This window comes from Methylobacter sp., from assembly GCF_004322395.1.
GTDB lineage: Bacteria > Pseudomonadota > Gammaproteobacteria > Methylococcales > Methylomonadaceae > Methylobacter_A.
In genome coordinates, this window is record NZ_SCTW01000001.1 from 25,893 (window position 1) to 42,179 (window position 16,287).

Annotated in this window: 15 protein-coding genes and 1 riboswitch; of the genes, 14 read left to right on the top strand and 1 reads right to left on the bottom strand. The window is 47.4% G+C overall.

Annotation, left to right across the window (positions count from 1 at the left end):
- Positions 1-17: 17 nt before the first annotated feature.
- From gspD to EPO18_RS00145, 11 genes are all read left to right on the top strand, one after another.
- Positions 18-1,931, top strand: a complete 1,914-nt coding sequence (gspD, locus tag EPO18_RS00095; protein ID WP_292428789.1) for a type II secretion system secretin GspD — start codon at positions 18-20, stop codon at positions 1,929-1,931.
- Positions 1,921-3,438, top strand: a complete 1,518-nt coding sequence (gene gspE, locus EPO18_RS00100; protein ID WP_292428791.1) for a type II secretion system ATPase GspE — start codon at positions 1,921-1,923, stop codon at positions 3,436-3,438. Before gspD ends, gspE begins: the two co-directional genes overlap by 11 nt.
- Before the next feature lie 6 nt (positions 3,439-3,444).
- Complete coding sequence (gene gspF, locus EPO18_RS00105; RefSeq protein WP_292428793.1) at positions 3,445-4,656, top strand: type II secretion system inner membrane protein GspF; 1,212 nt, start codon at positions 3,445-3,447, stop codon at positions 4,654-4,656.
- Positions 4,657-4,768: 112 nt separating this feature from the next.
- Positions 4,769-5,200: a type II secretion system major pseudopilin GspG gene (gene gspG, locus EPO18_RS00110; RefSeq protein ID WP_292428796.1), complete on the top strand. Its 432-nt coding sequence runs from the start codon at positions 4,769-4,771 to the stop codon at positions 5,198-5,200.
- Between the two features lie 19 nt (positions 5,201-5,219).
- A complete protein-coding gene (gspH, locus tag EPO18_RS00115) occupies positions 5,220-5,732 on the top strand; it encodes a type II secretion system minor pseudopilin GspH (RefSeq protein WP_292428798.1) in 513 nt (170 codons plus the stop codon).
- Complete coding sequence (gene gspI / locus EPO18_RS00120) at positions 5,729-6,103, top strand: type II secretion system minor pseudopilin GspI (RefSeq protein ID WP_292428800.1); 375 nt, start codon at positions 5,729-5,731, stop codon at positions 6,101-6,103. The genes gspH and gspI overlap by 4 nt, the downstream gene beginning before the upstream one ends.
- Positions 6,103-6,687, top strand: coding sequence for a type II secretion system minor pseudopilin GspJ (gene gspJ / locus EPO18_RS00125; RefSeq protein ID WP_292428802.1), 585 nt, complete (start codon positions 6,103-6,105; stop codon positions 6,685-6,687). The genes gspI and gspJ overlap by 1 nt, the downstream gene beginning before the upstream one ends.
- The gene (gspK, locus tag EPO18_RS00130; RefSeq protein ID WP_292428804.1) at positions 6,687-7,634 is read left to right on the top strand and encodes a type II secretion system minor pseudopilin GspK; all 948 of its coding nucleotides are present in this window, start codon (positions 6,687-6,689) and stop codon (positions 7,632-7,634) included. The genes gspJ and gspK overlap by 1 nt, the downstream gene beginning before the upstream one ends.
- Positions 7,627-8,829, top strand: coding sequence for a type II secretion system protein GspL (gene gspL, locus EPO18_RS00135; protein WP_292428807.1), 1,203 nt, complete (start codon positions 7,627-7,629; stop codon positions 8,827-8,829). The genes gspK and gspL overlap by 8 nt, the downstream gene beginning before the upstream one ends.
- Positions 8,810-9,316, top strand: a complete 507-nt coding sequence (locus EPO18_RS00140) for a type II secretion system protein GspM (protein ID WP_292428810.1) — start codon at positions 8,810-8,812, stop codon at positions 9,314-9,316. Before gspL ends, EPO18_RS00140 begins: the two co-directional genes overlap by 20 nt.
- Before the next feature lie 121 nt (positions 9,317-9,437).
- Positions 9,438-10,562 (top strand): hypothetical protein, encoded by a 1,125-nt coding sequence (locus tag EPO18_RS00145; protein WP_292428812.1) that lies wholly within the window; start codon positions 9,438-9,440, stop codon positions 10,560-10,562.
- A gap of 419 nt (positions 10,563-10,981) precedes the next feature.
- Here the strand turns inward: EPO18_RS00145 and EPO18_RS00150 are convergent, their stop codons facing one another.
- A complete protein-coding gene (locus EPO18_RS00150; RefSeq protein WP_292428814.1) occupies positions 10,982-11,479 on the bottom strand; it encodes a hypothetical protein in 498 nt (165 codons plus the stop codon).
- A gap of 786 nt (positions 11,480-12,265) precedes the next feature.
- Positions 12,266-12,349: riboswitch (cyclic di-GMP riboswitch) on the top strand.
- Between the two features lie 50 nt (positions 12,350-12,399).
- Between EPO18_RS00150 and EPO18_RS00155 the strand changes: the two genes are divergently transcribed.
- The 3 genes from EPO18_RS00155 to EPO18_RS00165 all read left to right on the top strand — a co-directional run bounded on the left by EPO18_RS00155 (position 12,400) and on the right by EPO18_RS00165 (position 15,835).
- Positions 12,400-13,161, top strand: coding sequence for a hypothetical protein (locus EPO18_RS00155; protein WP_292428816.1), 762 nt, complete (start codon positions 12,400-12,402; stop codon positions 13,159-13,161).
- 67 nt (positions 13,162-13,228) lie between these two features.
- The gene (locus EPO18_RS00160) at positions 13,229-14,827 is read left to right on the top strand and encodes a type 2 periplasmic-binding domain-containing protein (RefSeq protein ID WP_292428820.1); all 1,599 of its coding nucleotides are present in this window, start codon (positions 13,229-13,231) and stop codon (positions 14,825-14,827) included.
- 342 nt (positions 14,828-15,169) lie between these two features.
- The gene (locus tag EPO18_RS00165; RefSeq protein ID WP_292428822.1) at positions 15,170-15,835 is read left to right on the top strand and encodes an Lcl domain-containing protein; all 666 of its coding nucleotides are present in this window, start codon (positions 15,170-15,172) and stop codon (positions 15,833-15,835) included.
- Positions 15,836-16,287: the final 452 nt, after the last annotated feature.

Genomic DNA, 16,287 nt, shown 5'->3' on the forward strand with positions numbered 1-16,287 from the left:
TCTTTATATATAAATTTATGCGCATTGGTTTGCTAATCGGCCTAGGGTTGATGGTTTTTTGTGCTGTTTCGGCGGCAGAGAAAGACGAGTTTTCACTTAATCTTAAAGATGTCGATATTCACGCCCTGATTGAAACGGTTGCCGACGTTACCGGTAAAAACTTTATCGTCGATCCCAGAATAACCGGCAATATCTCCGTTGTTACCTCAACCCCGATGAAAGCATCGCAGGTTTATGACGTGTTTTTGTCGATACTTAAGGTACACGGCTATGCGGCGGTGCCCAACGGCAACATCGTCAAAATTATTCCCAATATCACGGCCAAACAGGATGGCGAAGAGAGCGAATTACGCTCAAGTTCGCAAAACGGCGATGAACAGCTGACCCGCACCGTGCAGGTGCGCCATCTTGATGCCAATCAGGTGGTACAAACCCTGATGCCTCTGATGCCGCAATATGCTTTTATGGCGGCGGTTCCAGAAAGCAACACCATCATTCTTTCCGATACTGCCGCTAATGTGAATCGGTTGGCAATGATGATCAAACAAATAGACAAAAGAGATGCGCAACAAATTGAAATTATCAATCTGCGCCATGCCAATGCGGCGGACCTGATTCAGCCGCTTAATACTCTGATTGCCGGCAATAACGCCGGAAAAACCGCTTCGCCTGCGCCGCCTCTGGTCGCTGATGAGCGTTCCAACTCCATTATCGTCGGCGGTGGTACCGACCTTCGTTTACAAATACGGGCCTTGATTGCCAATCTCGATACACCGATAGAAAAAGACGGTAACACCGAAGTGATTTACATGCGCTATGCATTGGCTAAAGAGCTGGTGGAAACCTTGACCGGTGTTGGTTCACTCAAGGACGAAAACGCGGATAAAGCTAAAACCACTGCTAGTACTCAAAAGGATTTCGATATTCGTGCCGATGAAGCTTCCAATGCGCTGATTATTACTGCGCCGCACGATCTGATGCGGACGCTCAAATCGGTGGTCAGGCAGCTGGATGTGCGTCGTGCGCAAGTCCACATCGAAGCAATTATTGTCGAAGTCGGTTATGGCAAGGCTCAGGAAATAGGTGTTGAATGGCAAACCAAAAAAGTCACGGATGGTGTGTATGCAACGTCAAGATTGCCGATTACTAGCGGTAGCACTTCCGATCTTGCAACTTTTGCCTCCAATATAGGGAAGGGTTTGAGTGTGGGTTATTTTGTCGGCGGTGAGTTGCGTGCGCTGTTGAGTGCTTTTGCTAATGATTCCAATATCAATGTTCTTTCAACACCTTCCCTTATTACGCTGGACAACGAAGAGGCCAGCATTATCGTCGGACAAAATATTCCATTGACGACAGGACAATTCTCCACCAATGCCGGAACCGGTGGCAGTCTAAACAGTCCTTTTCAAACCATTCAACGACAAGATATTGGTATCAAACTTAGAGTCTTACCGCAAATTAACGAAGGTAATGCGATAAATCTAAAAGTGACCCAGGAAGTATCTAGTCTGGCTCCCGGCAGCGGTGGGCAAACTTTTGACAAACGCGAAATTGTAACTTCAGTGATGGTCGATGATGGAAAAACTCTGGTTTTGGGTGGGCTGATCAAAGACGATGTTAAAGAAAGCGTCGATAAAATACCCATACTGGGAGATCTACCTTTATTGGGTTATCTTTTTCAAAGTAGTCAAACTAATATTCAGAAAACCAATTTAATGGTGTTTTTGCGCCCGCAGATTCTCCGGGACACATCTAAATCCGCAGTGTTGACTCATGACAAATACAATTACATGCGTGATAAGCAACAGGAGTTTAACAAGGACGGCGTGTTATTGATGCCTGATCAAAAACTGCCGTTAATTGACAGCTTGCCTGGAACCGGTTCGGCAACTCCGGCCACCATTGGCGGAGCGGGCAATAATGACGAATGATACGGAATCCGCAAACAGTGAAACTGTGATGACAGGCAAAATGCCTTCATACGGTTTTGCCAAGCGTCATGGTGTTGTTATAAAAAACAATACAGAGAATCAGGTCTGCATCGCATACTTGCAAAAAACACCGCTTAGCGCCTTGCTGGAAATGCGTCGCTTTGTGGATAAATCGTCTGTATTTGAACAGGTTTCGGAAGAGGGTTTTGAAAGCCTGCTGCAATCTGTTTATGAGCAAAAGGCCGGTCATGCTCAGCAAATGGTCAATGACATGCATGAAAACCTTGATCTTTCAGACATGGCCCAGCATTTGCCGAAACCGGAAGATCTGCTGGAGAGCGCAGACGAAGCACCGATTATTCGACTGATCAACGCGCTGCTGACTGAAGCCATCAAAGAAAACGCTTCGGATATTCATATCGAATCCTACGAAAAACGTATGGTAGTCCGTTTCCGGGTTGACGGCACTTTGCGGGAGATTATCGAGCCGCAGCGCGAATTTGCGCCGATGGTGATTTCCAGGCTAAAAGTCATGGCCAAGCTAGACATCGCCGAAAAAAGACTGCCGCAGGACGGCCGCATATCCTTGAATATCGGAGGGCGCACCGTCGATGTCCGGGTATCGACGTTGCCTTCCGGACATGGTGAGCGCGTGGTATTAAGGCTGCTCGACAAACAGGCAAACCAGCTCACTTTAAGGCAGATAGGCATGGCCGATCATGAGCTGGACAGTATTCAAGACATGATAGTACGTCCGCATGGCATTATCCTGGTTACAGGACCTACCGGTTCAGGTAAAACCACCAGTTTGTACGCCATTGTCAATCAGCTTAACGAACGCAGTCGTAATATCCTGACGGTAGAAGATCCCATCGAGTTTTATCTGGACGGTATTGGCCAAACCCAGGTCAACAGTAAAGTTGAAATGACTTTTGCAAAAGGACTTCGGGCCATTCTGCGGCAGGATCCCGATATTGTTATGGTCGGAGAAATACGCGATAGAGAAACAGCAGAAATTGCGGTGCAAGCCAGTTTGACCGGCCATCTGGTGCTGTCGACCTTGCATACCAATACCGCAGTAGGCGCCATTACCCGATTGCGCGATATGGGCGTAGAGCCGTTTTTACTCGCATCGAGTCTTGTTGGCGTAGTAGCGCAACGACTCTTACGCAAGCTGTGTCCAATGTGCAAATTGGCGGTAACCGTGCCGGTTCATGATCTGGAAAAGCTCGGCTATGTATCCGATGACCGGGACACGGTGACCGTTTATCAAGCACAAGGCTGCTCCCATTGCGGGCAAAGAGGATTTAAAGGCCGTGCCGGGATTTTTGAAATCATACCCATCGATGCTTCGATGCGCAGCTTGATTCATGAGTGTGCAGGCGATCAAGCCTTGGAGCAACAAGCGCGCTTATATTCCCGCAGCATTCAGCACAGTGCGTTGGAGAAAGTCCTCAATGGCGATACCAGTTTGGATGAAGCCATTCGTATTACCCAAAAGGATTAATCGGACATGGCAGCGTTCGAATATCGGGCAATCAACGCTAAAGGCCAAACTGTCAAGGGCACCATCGAGAGCGATACTGTTAAATTAGCGAGGCAGCAATTAAAAAGCAAGGAACTGACCTTGCTGGAAATTGATGAGGTCCATAAAAAGGAACATAGCCGCAAAGGACCGTTGATTGCTCAGCGTATCAGCATGCGTCATTTAGCACATATTACCCGCCAGCTCGCGGCACTGCTTAGTTCCGGGTTGTCCATCGATGAAGCGCTGGGGATTACCGCGAAACAGCTTGATTCAGCAAGAGCCAAACGAATTCTGCTTGGCGTCAGAAGCAGGATCATGGAAGGGCAAAGTCTGGCACAGGCTTGCAGTGCATTTCCCAGTACATTTCCTCCGCTATATCGAGCCACGGTTGAAGCGGGGGAGTCGTCAGGCAAGTTAGATCAGGTATTGCAAAGGCTAGCCGATTATCTTGGCGAGAAAGGCCAGTTACACAGCAAATTGCAGATGGCAATGATTTATCCCATCATGCTGACCTCGGTTTCATTATTGGTGGTGATTGGCTTGCTTGCCTATGTAGTACCGGAAATCACCAGCGTATTCGATAAAATGGGCGGGGAGTTGCCTGACATCACTAAAGTGCTCATTGCCTGTAGCGATTTTTTCAAGCATTACGGTTTGGTGTTATTGGGTGCTGTTATCGTCCTGTTCATTGGCGCCAATGCCATATTGCGATTACCCGAACCACGCATGCGCTTTCATTATTTGTTGCTGAATACGCCATTTATTGCCCGCTTTGCTAAAGGCATGAATACGGCTCGTTTTACCCGGACATTAGCGATTCTTACCAACAGCGGTGTTGAGCTGTTGCAAGCTTTAAAGATCTCAAGCCAAGTGTTGACCAATAATGCTATGCAGAAAGCGGTTGAAAATGCGGCAGTCAAAGTCAGGGAGGGGCAGAGCTTAAACAAAGCGATGGAAGCAAGCGGATTGTTTCCGCCGGTAACTATTCATTTAGTGGCGAGCGGCGAGGCCAGTGGGCAGCTGCCTAAAATGCTGGCCAGTGCGGCTGATGATCAGGAACGCGATATTCAGGCGCTAACCGAAATGACATTGGGACTGTTTGAGCCGGCACTCATCCTGTTTATGGGATTGGTAGTACTAGCCATCGTGTTGGCGATACTGTTGCCGATTTTTGAAATGAACCAGCTCGTTCGATAGCGCTAACAAATTATAGCGCTGTAATAATAATGTCATTTTTGCTTTCTACTCTTATCAGTTAATTCCCGGCAACTGCACGGGCTTACTTTTAATCCGATACTTTTATATACACATGTCTGATAAAAAATCCCACGGCTTTACACTGATCGAAGTCATGATTGTTGTTGTTATTCTTGGAATTCTGGCTTCTATTATTGTGCCAAAAATTATGGGCAGGCCCGATGAAGCCAGGGCAACCCGTACTCTGCAAGATATTAGAGCGATTACTGCGGCGCTTGATTTATACCGTCTCGACAACTACAGCTATCCAACAACAGAACAGGGATTGGAAGCACTGGTGACCAAACCGGCCGGTTTGCCGCAAGGCACTCACTGGAAACAGGGCGGTTATCTCGACCAATTACCTGTAGACGCCTGGGGAAAGCCTTACTATTATCTTAAACCCGGCATTCATGGAGAGTTTGACCTGTATTCTTACGGGGCCGATGGTATTGAAGGCGGTACCGATGCGGGCGCAGACATTACCAACTGGATACAGAAATAAAACTCAGCACGGGTAAAGCATGAACACAAGTAAAGGCTTTACCCTAATAGAATTGCTTATCGTCATAGTTTTGATGGGCCTGATAACCGGTATGGCCATGTTATCAATGGGCACAGCCGATCCGCGTGACCAGCAGAAGCTCGAAGCGGAAAGACTGGTTAAGCTGCTGGAACTAGCTTCTCAGGAAGCCATCGCCCGAGGCGATATCATTGGTTTGGAACTATTTAGCCAGGGTTATCGCTTTGCCGTTGTGCAAAATCAGAAATGGCATCCGGAAACAACCGATATGGTGTTCAAGCCGCGTGCGTTAATGCATCAAATGCAGCTGGCGCTGGTAATGGAACAGAAAACTGTCGACTTAAAGCGTGAGCCAATCCATGCTGTCGATCCGCAACCACAGATTATTTTGACCCCGGATGGCGATATGGAGTTGTTTCAAGTCAGAATGACTGTAAAGAATGGCGATAGCATTTTTGTGGTTAGTAATACGCAAGAAAACGGGCTGGTTATTAGTAACGAAGACAAGCTATGAACATGAGCTGTCGTACCCACCGGGCAAACGGATTTACCTTGTTGGAAGTGCTGATTGCGCTGGCAATATTGGCAATCTTGATGGTTAGCGCAATCAAGATTACGGCAGAAAACATCAAAAATTTGTGGTATCTGGAAAACAAGACCATTGCTTCAATCATAGCCAGCAATCATGCCGTGCAATTGCGACTGGATAAAGAAAAACCGGAAAGCCAGGATGGCTGGGATCAAATGGCAGGGCGGCGCTGGTACTGGCAGATAAAGAGAAATACAAATGTTATTGCAGGCGTATGGCGTTACCGCATTGAGGTATTTCTGGAGGGCGACAAAGCGCCTTATTTCAGTTTAATTAGCGATGTAATCAAAAGCTGATGAAAATTTCAGCTAAACAGCAAGGCTTTACGTTGCTGGAAATACTGATAGCACTAGCCATCTTTGCAATAATGTCGATGATGGCTTATGCAGGTCTGGCTGCGGTATTGGATGCGCGTGCTGCTACAGAGCCCCGGTCTGAACAGATGGCGCAATTGCAGACTACATTGTATCTGCTTAATGAAGATTTGAGCCAGGTAATCAACAGGCCGATCAGGGATGAACTTGGCGGTGCCGAACCCGCTTTCAGTGGAGGCCGCGGCAGTGAACTTCTGGTTTTTACCCGCCGTGTGCCGACATGGTCTAGTTATGCAGCGGCCAATAGCTTGCAAAGAGTCAGTTATCGCTTTGAAGATGGCGCTTTGTATCGACAGGTCTGGACCTTGCCGGACAGAACCCAGCAGACACAGTACCGGCGCAGAAAACTCATGAATGCAGAGCAGGTGGCTGTTAAGTTCTACAGTCAAACAACGCAAACCTGGCTGCCATTTAACGGCAGTAGTGGCGGCATACCGCATGCGATTGAAATCAGTTTTAACCTGGCCGGCTTGGGCAGCATTCAGCGTTCGTTTTTAATACGTTAATGACCTCAACCGGATACAGACAGCCAACCTCCGAACGCGGCATTGCACTGATTACGGTCATGCTGGTGCTTGCTGTTGTTACTGTGGCGTTGGTATCGATGTCAAGTAATCGGCAGATGGATATACGCAGAACCGAAAACCAGCTGCGTGCAATCCAGGCCTGGGAATATGTGTATGGGCTTGAAGCTTGGGCAGAAGGCCGGCTTCGAGATGATTTTGCCGACAATAAAAACGATGCGTTAACCGATCTTTGGAGCAAGCCGCTGTCTACGCCAATACCGGAAGGGAGCTTTGATGCAGACATCACTGAATTGCAAGGCCGGATCAACTTGAACAATCTGCTGGTCGATGGCGCAGCCAGCGATGACGATGTACAGCGCTTGAAACGCTTATTCAGCAATCTCGACATAAAACCCGAGTTGGTTGATGCCATGCTGGATTGGATAGATGCCGACATGGATATACGGTATCCCCACGGTGCGGAAGATGAAACCTATACCAAATCGCCGCAGCCATATCGTAGCGCCAACAGCCTGTTTTCCGACGTTAGCGAATTATTGCGCGTGCAAGGCTTTACACTGAAAGATTACGAAAAATTGCTGCCCTATATTTATGTGGCCGAAAGCTACGAACCGCTCAATGTCAATACAGCCAGCGCGGTAGTCTTGCGCGCTATGGTGGGTGACATAAAAAAAGATCAGGCGGAATCCATATTCAGGGCCAGTGGCAAGCCATTTGAAAAAGTGGAAGACTTTTTAAAGGACGAAGCCATGGCAGGCATTAGCGTCAACAAGACGAGCCTGGGCGTGACCAGCAACCATTTTCTATTATCAGGACAAATCGACATGGGAAAAAACGGATTGGCCTTCCGGTCACTGTTAAAACGCAATAAGGATGGCGTGGTTACAGTGGTCAGGCGGATGCGCAGGAGTTCAATCGATGGCTGAACGGATCATAGCCAGACTGATTAATCAACAGGATGCGTGTGTGCAATGGTTATTGGTAAACGATGCAACGCCCTCAGAAACACAACAGGGAACATTGCAGGATTTGGCCAATAGTGCCAAAAACAAGCCGGTTACCTTGATATTGCCGGCTTCGGATGTATTGTTGCTGGCATTGGACCTGCCCGTTAAAACAGCCAGCCAGATTAAAAAGGCGCTGCCTTTTGCGCTTGATGACCTGCTCGCCGACGATGTGGAAACGTATCACCTGGTCTGGCATCGGCATCCCAAGGATAAGGTTTATGTGGCTGCAATCAGTCATGACAAATTTCAAGCCTGTCTGTTGCCTTTTCAGGATGTCGGCATCGAGCTTGACAGCGTTTATCCGGAAACCTTGTGTCTGCCTTATCAGGATCAGAGTTGCTCGATATTGATTGATCGGCACAATGCTATTTTGCGCAGTGGGCAATGGCTGGGTGGCGGTATCGATGTTGAGGTTTTGCCCGCTTTTGTAGACAAATTGCTCGAAGAAAATCCACACCTGCAATCGTTGCAGGTATGGGATGCCGGTGTGTCAAAGCAATGGCTGTTCGGGTTACCGATAATCAAGGTTGAGCATGAGCTGGATTCGCCTTTGCAGCTTTTACAGGCTGGAGCTGTAAAGCTTGGCGGGGAACTTAACCTGTTAAGCGGACAGTACAGCCGAAAAAATAAGGCTGATTGGCAATGGAAAAAGTGGTCGCCTGCGCTTGGGGTTATCCTACTTGCTGCACTGATACAAACCGGCGGATTTTTAAACGGATATTGGAAACAGAAATCAGAGCTGGCGTCATTGGAAACACAGACACTAGCCCTGTTTAAGCAAACTTTTCCTGATGTAAAACGCGTCGTCAATATCAAAGTTCAGGCCGATCAGCAATTAACCGAATTAAAAAAGCAAAGCTCGGAAAATGGCAGTCGCTTCATGCGTCTGTTGTATCAGTCTGGCGAAGTGCTCAGCGCTAATCCCGGCTTTCAGTTGCGACAACTGGATTTTGCGAATGACATTTTGCAATTGCAACTTACCGCTCCGGACATTAGCCAAATTGAGCAATTCAAGCAACAGCTTGAAAGCAGTAATGAGTTGTCAATTAAAGTCCAGTCTGCGGAAGCAGGTCAAAATACTGTGGAGGCTCACCTTGAAATTAGAGAAAAATGATATCCTGCAACGTCTGGCAGAGCTGTCGCCTAGAGAGAAATTATTATCCGCCGGTAGCGTTGCCGTTATTGTGTTTTATGGCTTATATTTGCTGATTTACGCGCCGATAACAGTGGAAAAAACTCAGCTGGAGCAAAAAATTAATGCGCAACAGCAGACGTACCGGCACATAAAAAAGATTAGTGTGGAAGTCGCCGCGTTACGCAAAAACAAGCAGGACACCGTTAATAGCGGAGAAGAGCAGTCGTTAATGGCCGTGGTTGATGAGAGCAGCAATCAGCTGGAAGTCAAAACCGCGATCAAGCGCATGATACCCGATGGTGCGGATAAAGTTACCTTGTGGCTCGAAAACATTGCTTTCGATAAATTGACCTATTGGCTGGCCGTGTTGGAAACAAAACATGCAATTACCGTAAATCAGATTAGCGTTAATCGTGAACAGACCAATATGGGAACAGTAAACGCTAAGCTATTATTGAGCAATTAAATAACCATCAGCAGAGCCGGCGATTTATGGGGCAAACGCCCCAAGACACCCAAGATTAAACTTTTGCACCTTTTTCAATAAAGGGATATTTCTATAAAAACTACAGGAACGGCAATAGGCCATGAAGAACGAAATCTTGACTATAGAACAAACGTATCGGGGAGCATCAAACCGAATCGACAACATACCGAATTTGGTTAAAGCGTTAAACAGGTGGTATCTGGCCTACCCTGGGCAAAATTACCTCCATCCCTGCGTTATAGACGGCAAGGCGGCGCTGGTTTGCCAGCGCGGTTTAAGTAACAACTCTGGCCAAGCGTTTGTCGAGTTGCAGGCAATTGCCGATCAGTATCGGATTTATCTGAAGGAAGACATCCGGACTCAGGAGAGCAGCCACAATTTTAATAATCGCCGTAAAAATATAGGTTTAGTCCTGACCTTTTGTTTGGGGTTGATGGCTTCTTCAAGACTGGTGACAGCGGCCGAGTTACAACAGCCGGCGGCCAGCTCGGTAACAGTCCAGCTTGCCATGCCGATTAATTCAATGCAAGCAAAGGTAGAGGTTGGGCATGATGGCGAAGAAGTGATCAGTTTGCGGCGTACACGGTTGCCGACAGCAGAGCAGGTTCTGGAGTCCTATGCCAAGCAGAAACCTTCTATAAAAATTGATGGACAGGCGCAAGAAAAAATCAAAAACTTCCTGTCTGCTGCATACCAGCCGGAACCCGGTGACCCAGCCAATATTGGCAGCGATATTGCCGACATTGCCCAGTATTATGCCCAATACCCGCAAGTCATCGATTTGCTGGAGGAATTGCAAGGAAAAAAACTGGTGCTCAAGTACAAAGCCAACAACTGGCAGGCGCAGGCTTGGGGCAATGAGTTCTCTGTCGATAGTGTCGTCATTTCTTTCGACACACGGGTCGGCGCGCAACTGTTGAATCAGGCCGATTGCCATGCCAATCCGGCCTGCAATATTTCTCCAGCCGATGCTTTATTGCACGAGCTCCTGCATGCAAAACTGATGCTGATAGACAGCCAGCACTTTATCGATAGCGGTGGCATGAAGCAAACCCTGTATCCTTTCGAACACGAGCGGGAAGTGATCGCCAGCGAAAACCAGCTGTATCATGAAATGAATCAACAAGACGGCTTATCGAGGCCGTTACGCCACCGGCACAGCGGCGAGCTGTTTCAAGTTAAATGCGCCGCTTGCCTGCCTACCGAGACACTTGCTGCAAATTAGAAGGGTGAGTAAAACTCCTGGCAACTGCCTTTCTATAGGCTCAGGGCGAACGGTGGCAGTGCTGAATATACCGTTCGTGGCGAGCCCTTCGACTTTACTCAACAGAGCCTTGTCGAACCCACATGCTTGCGGAAGTGTTGTAATCGGAATGACTGCATGGAGCAGCTGCCGAGAGAACGGGTACGGCAGCAAAATGTTTTTTATGTGGGTGCGATTTATTCGCGTTTTTTAATTTGCCGCGCGAATAAATTCGCGCCCACAACATTCAAGCATAACTATTTTTCGGCTTAAATTAATGGCAGAGCCTGCTGGACAAGGAGTAGTCATACTTGTGTGGAGCTTATGGCCGCTCAGGACGTGTGTTCACTGAACTATTTTAAATGTCGAATCGGATTCGGGCTGACTAGTAGTTGGGCTATCTACCCTTTGGCTTCATCTGTCTCAATATCTTCATTGATGTTTTTAGCTAGTCCGTATTTTTCTACAAAATAACTCTCAAGCCAGGCGTTGATATCATACTGTTTAAACGCAACCGCATTCTGTATCTGCAATAAGCGTTGGCGCACCAAATGCTGGGGAAGCAGCAGCAATTCTATGTCGGACATGGCAACAAATTTTTCAGGGTGCGAAATGCCGTTGTTGACAATATTAAACAGCTGTTGTTTTTTCAAGCCCAGGTTCTGATTCAATTCTTCCCTGAATTCAATAAACAAAGGTAGTAAATCGGTGCCAGTACAATCCAAGTCATGTAGCTTGTGCATGCGGTTTAAAAGAGTATTAACAGCGAAGCGATAAAGTTCGGATTCTCGTACAAAAAGACGGGACGCCATCGACTGGATCGCAAGGCGGTCATCATTATTCAATCGCATGGAAACGATATGTTTTTTTTCGTTTTCGGTAAATCCTTGTTCTGACATGGTTTCGATTCAGATTGTAAGTTGAATGGTTAAGAAGCCTTTGCGCAGTCCTTCGGCAAGTTTCACCACAGGGTAGTCGAAGGACAGACAAGCGGTACAACTTGATCTCCCACCGGTATGCGCTGTCTTCGTTTAGCTGACGGTTCTAGCTCATCAGGAATTTTGTTAACTTTAATAGATTAATGTTACAGCTGTATAACAAAGGGTACATTTAATCAAATTGTCATCATTTCAAAATGCCGGCCGTGTTCCCATTAGCAAATAGCATCTGTGGTTCGACAGGGCTTTCCTGAACGAAGCCGAAGCCTGTCATGAGCTTGCCGAATGGGGCTCGCCACGAACGGTATCACGATCACCGTTCGTCCTGAGCCTGTCGAAGGTTGGTTATCGGAAGTTATAACCCGCTTTAATTTTTCCACTGCTCGTCGGCAACTGTCTGCAGGGTATTACAGATGTAATACATTACCTGTTCCTGTAACTGACCTGTAACCGAAACAACTTAATCGTTATGGGATACTGTGCACCAGTTGAGAACATCTGGAATAGATGTTGGCTGAACAGGGAAAGCAGGATGCAATGCATCGGCGGTACTGAAAAAAAGCATCAGGAAGGCTTTATTCTTGTTTCAGTACTAAACAGTGAAAGGATCAAGGGAAAACAACAGGAGCAGGAAGCAAGGAAATAGGGAGTAGGAAATAGGGAGTAAAGAGAGAAAATAAAAAATGGTAGCGGGGTGCGGCGCTGTCTGTATGTTAGATAGTGCTGGTAAAGCAGGAATATCTATAACGTGTAAAAAGCTAAACCCGCTGTGAAGCGGGGACGGAAAGCTGCGGGTCTTGGAGTAGTTGTTAAGATAGCCGGGTTGTCACCTTATGTAATTTATTAAACTTTAAATTTAACTAAAACATGAGGCTTTTCTAATGAAAACATTTAACAAAACATTGATTGCTGCGGCGTTGATGATAGGCGCAGGTTCGGCTAACGCGAGTATCGCTAACCACAATGGCGGATTGAACGAAGCTTATTTGTCAGCTTATGACATCACTACCGGTAAAACTTTTACTTTGGATACCGGTGTTACATATAACCAGTTGGTTGCTAACGTTAACAATGCGGCTTACAGCCTGAATTTTGACCTGTCTGCTTTGAGTAACTGGACATCATTTATCACTGGCGCAACTACAAGCGCTATCAAATACGTGGTTGCTGTTGGTAATACTATCGATTTCGGCGCAGCGATAACCGGTGCGCCTCTGGCCACTTCTCCGGCTCTGTTGTTCGGTTATGATACAGCCTCTGCCATAGAAATACATGCGAACGATATCAACACTAAAATTGGTGTGATTAACAATGCAGCAAACTTAAGTACTATGGTATTGGACGGCGAAGCTGGAGATGCGGTGGGTCAGCATGGTTTCGCTTCGTCTGTATGGGGCGGCTGGATCCAGGATCCGCAAGCTGATTACGGTCAGTCTATCGGTTTTCAATTGGGCCAAATGGACCAACTTACCGGCGACAACATTGCTACAACTTTTGCTGGTAAATGGTTGCTGGCTGGCAATAGCCTGACCTTTTCCGCGCCTGCTGTTGCAGCTGTGCCTCTTCCTGCCGCGGTATGGATGTTTGGCGCAGGTTTGATGGGTGTGTTGCGTTTGAACCGTCGTAAATCAATGGCCGTATAAGGTTATTGGTCATTCCCGCGTTGTTGCGGGAGTGGCTTCCATCTTTATTTAACAAGCGAGAAAAAAAATGAAAAAATTACTCTTAGGCGCGGCAGTTTCTGCCGCCTTGTTTGGTGGCGCTGCACAAGCTGCCATTACTCTGGACGGTGCGGGCAAAGTGGTTGTTACCCCGGCCAACACTTATGAAATCTATTTGGGAGGCGCTTCCGCGGCGCTGGATTATATTGAGCATTTAGTTACCAGTCCTTTAGTGATTGCGGCTGACCGGATGTGCGATTCAACTCAGCCTGTCTACAAATTCAAGGATAACGGCACCGGCAAGGATCAAAACGCTTACTATTGCACATTGAATCCGCTTAACCCGCAATTGGTAGGTCTGGCTGGCGGCAAAACCGAGTTGTTGATCTACAAACGTAGCGCAGGCGGTTCAGCGTATGGTGTAACACCTATCATCGATGACGCCAAGGGAGCGGCTACTGCGTCGATTGCCTTCTTGAACGTCGATCCTAGCGTTTGTACGGTACCTGCTCTTTCAGCTGGTTTGAATGTTTCTACCTGTACTTATTCCGCAACCACTCCCGGTCAATTTCAGTCGCATAAGCCTGACTTCGGTGTTTCCGATGTTGACCCTGAGCAATTTCGCGGCGTCAATACACCAGCCGGCTTTTCAGGGGTTACTTCATCCGACGTCAGCTTACTGAATGTTGAATCTGCCGGCGGCCAAGTGTTTGGTATCGGTGCTACGCTGAAACTGCGTAATGCCCTGCAGGAAGCGCAATTCGGCGTAGGAAATGCTTGCGTCGGTTCGGAGACCGAAGCCTGTATGCCTAGCCTGACTCGTGATCAAGTAGCCAATCTCTTTACCGGTAAAATGGATAGCTGGAAAGACCTGAAAGTCGGAGCCAGCGATTTGTATACTACAGCCAGCGCCGCCAATAAGCCGGGTAATGCCAATGCACGAGTACATATCTGTACACGTACCGATGGCTCGGGTACTAAAGCGCAATTGGGTATCAACTTCCTGAACTATCCTTGCTCTTCAGCCGCCACAGCTCCAGCAGTCGATACCGGTGCTTTGATTGAAACCATCGCAAAAACTCAGGTACATGCGTTGTCTTCATCTGGTGCTGTGTCCGAGTGTTTGAGAGAACTGGACGCCGGCAACAACACTATCGGTACTGGCTTTAATAACACTTATACGGCAGGCGGTGCACGCTGGGCGATCGGTATTCAGGGTCTGGAAAAAAATGGTCACTTAACACTTCCACCAGAAAACTGGCGTTTTGTCAAAATCGACGGTATCGCTCCGACTCTGGAAAATGTCGCGAAAGGCAAATACCACGATTGGGCTGAATTGACTTTCCAATATTCCAAAACTCACGTTTGGGATACTAGCGAAGACCTGATTGTTAAAGAGTTCATCAAAGCTGCCGGCAATCCGAATGTTATCGTTTCTCTAAATGCGACTAACGTACATCCTTTCGGCCAAAGCGGCTATTTGGCTTCTCCTAAAAACTTTACGCCAGCTGTCGACGGTAACTTCGTGGCTACTTACCCTGTTAACATATACAGCCATGCTACGACTGCTTTAGCCGTAAACAACTGCCGCGTACCAACTGCGTATGACCTTACTACTAACCCTGCTTCTGGTGTTCAACTTCAATAATGTGCAACGCATTTAAGATGTTGTAGCGGTAACGGATTATCGCAAATACAAGCAAACCAGCCGTTTTAGGACGGCTGGTTTTTTGCGTTTGTAATGGCTGGCCGTTTGAACTAGCGGTTGGCTAAACGCATTTAAAATGCTGAAAAATGAAGAATTGCCGTAAAAAGCAAGCGAACCAGCCGTTTTAGGACGGCTGGTTTTTTGCGTTTGTAATGGCTGGCCGTTTGAACTAGCGGTTGGCTGATGAAGCGTATGGTTAACCGGATAGATGTCGGGTTCGGGTTAGTTCCAGTTCGGTTTGCGTAAGCAAGCCGGTATATTTAATTAACAGGAGTCACTCTTATGAACTATCAAATTAAATCATTATTCATTGCGGCGTTAAGTCTGATCGCTTGTACTACCGAGGCAGCGTTGATCGATCGCGGCAACGGTCTGATTTACGACAATGACCTGAACATGACCTGGATGAAGGACGCCAATTTTGCGAAAACGTCCAATGCCGATAGCGATGGCCGTTTAAACTGGGCCGCCGCCAATATCTGGGCTGAGCAGTTAACCTTTGCCGGTTTCAGTGACTGGCGTTTGCCGCGTCTGACTGACAGCAATGTTTGTGTTGGCGCCAACTGCAGTAACAGCGAACTGTCGCATCTGTTTTACGGCGAACTGGGCGGCCATGCCGAAGCCGATCTGGCTGTTCAACATAACGGAAACTATGCCCTGTTCAATAGCCTGCAATCATCGGTGTACTGGCAGAAAGACCAGATGGCTATTGCGCCCGGTCTGGCGCTAGGTTGGGGCTATGTGATCAGCGGCGGTATCATCAACGGTTATCAGAATCTCTATAACGAAAGCAGCGAGCTATATGCCTGGGCGGTTCATGACGGCGATATCGGCGCGGTCGCTAGCGATATTCCTCCGGCCAGTGTACCTGTACCGGCAGCGGCCTGGTTGTTTGTAAGCGGTTTGTTGGTTGTATTGGGAGCCCGCAGTAATAAACGCGGTCTTTAAAGAATTTTGCCCGTTTCCGCAGTCAATACTAGGACGGTAAACGCTAAAAAGTCAGTGCTTCGATGCTCAGCACGAATGGTTCTAATTTTATTGAAAAGTTATGTTCGTGCCGAGCCCCATTCGGCAAACTCATGACAGGCTTCGACAAGCTCAGGAGAACTCTGTCGAATCCTGAATGGCTTAGCGGTTTCTTTATAAGTAACGGCAAAAGCCCTATAAATTAATCGCATACAAATGTAATTCATGTAACCAAAATGTAATTATTCTGAAAATAGCGGCATGTGAAAATAACCATGTTTTTGAAGCTAAGCGCGATGCGAAACGGAGGGAAGGATTTCGAGACTGATTAAGACAAGAAAGCCGATCTGTTCCATAGTGGCTCTTTTCGACCAAACTTTGAACCGGATTATTACCTCTATCCTGTCACAAAAGTTTAACGCAAGCGTCATAAA